The sequence below is a fragment of the uncultured Rothia sp. genome (assembly GCF_937976295.1).
GTDB lineage: Bacteria > Actinomycetota > Actinomycetes > Actinomycetales > Micrococcaceae > Rothia.
Genome location: NZ_CALJRY010000126.1, coordinates 1 through 4,412 on the forward strand (window position 1 = coordinate 1; position 4,412 = coordinate 4,412).

Genomic DNA, 4,412 nt, shown 5'->3' on the forward strand with positions numbered 1-4,412 from the left:
GGCGATTTTCCCGGCGATGATATGGCTGAGGCGATGTCCCGCGTGGAGGGTGAGCTGGGCGCTCCGCATCTGCCGTTCCTGCCGCATCTGCCGGCGCTGGGCTGGCGGAGTACCCCGCTGGCACGCACCCTGGCGGTGTGCGAGGGACTTGCCTTTGACGGTGCCTCGTTTGGTTGGCGCATGGTGCATAGCGGCGGCAGGGGAGCACGCGAGTCTGCCCTGGCTCAGGACCGTCTGCTCTCGGACATCAATCTTCTAGCTGATCGCGTGGGCGCGCAGAAGAAACGTTTCGGCTCAGGACAGGCCCCGGTGTATAAGATTCAGCTGATCGGTCCGCTGACTCTTGCCGCGAGTATCTACCTGCCCGGCGGCGAGCGCGTTATCAGTGATGTGGGGGCGAGCCGCGACCTGCTGGAATCGTTCTTGGAAGGCCTGGAGCGTTGGGCTGAGTCTCTGCGTGAGGCTCTGCAGGCTCCGCAGGCGCTGATTGCCGTGCAACTGGACGAGTCGGAGTTTCAGCGTCTGATGGAGGGGGCCATTCCTACCGTGAGTGGTTTCCGTTCTCTGCCGGCGCTGCAGCCTCACTACTATCAGCAGGTGTACCGCCGGGTGGCAGAGCGTTTTGCTGAGCTAAATCTGCAGCTCATCCTGGACGTGGACGGTACCGCGCTCAAGCCGGTGCAGGAGCTGAAGCTACTGACCCAGCCCCGTCCCGCCCTTGACGCGTTGGCACTGTTGAAAGCTATGCAGGTTGAGGGTGCCGCTCCCTGCGCTTTGCTGCTGCATCCTGATCGTGCCCGCCTCAAGGGGCCGGGCATGTTGCAGGTTCCGCCGCTGAGCGACCCTCGTTCCTGGGAGCCTGTAGCGCAGCTTCTGGAGGCGAATACTCAGCTGTGGCTGCCGGTGGTGACCTCTGCGCGGGTTCCTGATCAGGTGCGCCGCCTGTACAGTCTGTGGCGTGAGGTTGGTCTTGAACCGACGCAGTTGAGTGCGATGGGTTTGATGGCCGATGAGCGCCCGCAAACGGGGTCGGCGCCTTCTGCCTCCACCTCGGGTGCGGTGAGTGTGCTGGATGCTACGGCTTCGCTGGCTCGGGTGACAGAGTGTGCCCGTGCATTGGCTGAGTGCGCGGTATGATTAGATAATCAGCATTTTTATGTAAGTATTTACGACAAATTCTTTAGGGAGGTACTGTGAGCGCAAGCGACGCACACACCATTTTGGTGGTTGATGACGATGATGCTCTGGCGGAAATGATTGGCCTCGTGCTCGCACAAGAGGGCTTTAACGCTGTTTTCTGCGAAAATGGCAGCCGCGCTTTTGAAACTTTTATGCGCTCCACTCCCGATTTGGTGCTTTTGGATTTGATGCTTCCTGGCATGAACGGTATTGAAGTGTGCCAGCAAATTCGTCGCTCTTCTAATGTGCCGATTATTATGTTGACCGCTAAAAGCGACACTGAAGATATTGTTAAGGGTCTTGAGGCTGGCGCTGATGATTACATTGCGAAGCCTTTTAAGCACGCTGAATTGTTGGCGCGTATTCGCACTCGTCTGCGTCCGCGTGAGAGCCGCCAGCTGGTCGTGTCCATTGGCGATATTGTCATGGATATGGACGGTCGTACCGTCAAGTACCACAGCACTGAGGTTCCCATGACTCCTCTGGAGTTTGATTTGCTGGCTGCGCTGGTGCGTCACCCCGGTCAGGCGTTGAGTCGTCAGGAACTGTTGGACATGGTTTGGGGCTACACTGATGTGAGCGATTCTCTGGTGAACGTGCATGTCCAGCGTTTGCGCGCTAAGTTTGATGAGCTGGGTGCGGATCGTTTCATTCAGACGGTCCGTGGTGTTGGCTATAAGATTCCGGCCGAGCTGGTGGGATCTTCCGGTAGCTAATCGGAACCTATTCATAGGCGAAGGGATAACCTGATTGTCTGTTGCGAAGTCGAGCCATGAGCACGGCGCTTTGACGGCGGAGGCGGTAGCCTCCGCCTCTTCGCGTACCCGCACTTCCAAGCCGCGTAAGGCGCAGAAGCAGGGGAAGAGCCTGCCTCAGCGTGTTCAGCGTCTGTGGAAGGAATCTCTGCAGTTCCGTGCTTTGGCTACTGCGGGCATCATGATGTTCCTAAGCTTCTTGATGGTGGGTTGGTCCTTATCGAGTCAGATTGCGTCGAGTCTTTTTGAGAATCAGAAGTCTCAGGCGCTGGCGGAATCGGAGAGTGGTTTCCGTAACGTTCAGAGTGTGCTGGACTCCTCTGAGGCTCGTAGTGACAGTGAGATCCGCCGTAATGTGAGCCGTACCCTGACCATTCTTGACGCGGGCGGTTCGGGTAAGCGCAATTGGATTCTTGTACCTTTGGAAGGTCAAGGTAAGCAGGGTTTTATTCCCGAGCAGAGTAGTAATAATTCTTTGAATTCTTCGAGTATTCCGAATGATTTCAAAACAACTGTTCGCGATAAAGAAGGTATTTTCTGGCAGACGTCTACTGTGACTACTGTCGAAAATAATCGTGAGCGTACCTATCCGGTGCTTATTGTTGGTACACATATTTCTATTTCTCAGAATCCTAATTACGGTTTGTTCCTTGTGTACGATATGACGGATTCTTCCGCCACGATTGCGCATATTAACTTTGTTCTGTTTGGTGGTTTCTGCGCACTGCTTGCGGTGGTGCTTTCTGTGGTGTGGATTGTGACTCGTTTTGTGGTCCGCCCGATTACTCAGACCGCTATTACCGCTGAGAAGCTGGCTGCCGGTGACCTGGATCAGCGTGTGTCGGTGCACGGTGAGCATCAGGCGGCGCGTCTGGGTTATTCGTTTAACTTGATGGCTGATTCGTTGCAGGAGAAGATTGTTCAGCTGGAGCGCCTGTCGACTCTGCAGCAGCGCTTTGTGTCTGACGTGTCGCACGAGTTGCGTACTCCGCTGGCGACGGTGCGTTTGGGTACTGAGCTTCTGTATGATTCGCGTGAGGACATGGAACGACCGCTGAGCCGTACGGTGGAGCTTCTGCACGATCAGGTGGATCGTTTCCAGTCGATGCTTGCTGACCTGCTGGAAATTTCTCGTTTCGATGCCGGTAGCGCAATGCTGACCATCGACACCGAAGACTTCATGCGTGTGCTGTCGAATATTCTGCAGGAGGCTCTGCCGCACCTGGAGCGTACGAACACTAAGCTGAACGTGCATACGAGCCATGAGAGCATCATGGTGGATATGGACCGTGTGCGTATTGAGCGTGTGCTCCGTAACCTGCTGTACAACGCGATTGAGCACGGTGAATCCCGACCGATTGACGTGTACGTGGGTGCGAACGCCACGAACCTGGGCGTTGCGGTGCGTGACCACGGTATCGGTCTGTCTGAGGATGAGGCCGTTCAGGTGTTCAACCGTTTCTGGCGTGCTGATACTTCGCGTAAGCGTACCCTGGGCGGTACCGGTCTGGGCCTGTCGATTGCTGCTGAGGATGTGCGTCTGCACGGCGGCACGATTGAGGCGTGGGGCGAGAAGGGCCGCGGCGCCTGCTTCACGATGAACCTGCCGCTGGTGCAGGGTGCGCCTTTGGGTGAGTCGCCGGTCCTGGTGACCGGTGAGCCCGAGGTGAGTGCGCATCGTTCGGCAACGGCTAAGGATACGCTGCCGACTATTTCTCCCCGTGCGAATGTGGAGGATGACGCTTAGCAGTGCGCACCGACAGGCGTTATGCACAGTAGTAGCGGCAGAGTTTGAAACTGGTGGGAAGGTCCACGAATAAGTGTGGGTTTTCTTGCCGGGTATAAGTGTTCTCGGCTCTGTCCAGGTAAGGTGCTGACGTTACGCTATGAGCATTTGCGCTTATCCTTGCGTATTTGCACTGGTAAACCAGTACAATCGAGGTAGGTATGTTTTCACTCCGTTGCGGTGGCCGGTAACGTTGGATGGTGGATTCTTGTCATTGTTCGTAGAGGAAGGTTAAGACCTCCATGTCTCACAGAGCTATTGTTTCTCGACGCGCCGCGCTGTCTTTGGGTGCGGTGTCTTTGGCGACGCTCGTGAGCTCTTGTGCTGGTCTTCCCTCGAACAATCGAGTGACTCAGCACAGTAGCGGTCTGGATATGAAGAGTGTTAACACTTCTCCGGCGCGCGCGCCGGGTCCGCTGGCCGGTGCTACCCCCGAGGCAATTATTGAGGGGTTCGTGCGTGCTGGTGTGGATAGCATTGAGAATTATGCTGTGGCGCGCCAGTATTTGAGTTCTTCTTTTGCGGGTCGTTGGAATCCTATGGGTACGACTCGCGTGTACCGTAATACGGTGCAGCCTCGCAGCGACGATAGTGGAACTGCTGAGGGCACGTATCATGTGCGTTTCCAGCAGACGGCGACTGTGAATAGTCAGGGTATTACGAGCACCTTCCCGGAGGCTCAGACTGAGACT

General features: G+C 56.2%; 3 protein-coding genes and 1 pseudogene. All 4 read left to right on the forward strand.

Features of this window, described 5'->3' with window-relative positions; translation table 11 throughout:
* Positions 1-1,137, forward strand: a 1,137-nt coding sequence (locus Q0216_RS03175; RefSeq protein WP_298592865.1) for a methionine synthase, incomplete at its 5' end; no start/stop codon positions are given.
* 56 nt (positions 1,138-1,193) lie between these two features.
* On the forward strand, positions 1,194-1,895 hold the full coding sequence (mtrA, locus tag Q0216_RS03180; RefSeq protein WP_298592867.1) for an MtrAB system response regulator MtrA: 702 nt from the start codon (positions 1,194-1,196) through the stop codon (positions 1,893-1,895).
* Between the two features lie 34 nt (positions 1,896-1,929).
* Positions 1,930-3,681, forward strand: a complete 1,752-nt coding sequence (mtrB, locus tag Q0216_RS03185; protein WP_298592869.1) for an MtrAB system histidine kinase MtrB — start codon at positions 1,930-1,932, stop codon at positions 3,679-3,681.
* 281 nt (positions 3,682-3,962) lie between these two features.
* A pseudogene (locus Q0216_RS03190) lies at positions 3,963-4,412 on the forward strand (teichoic acid transporter); the annotation flags it as partial.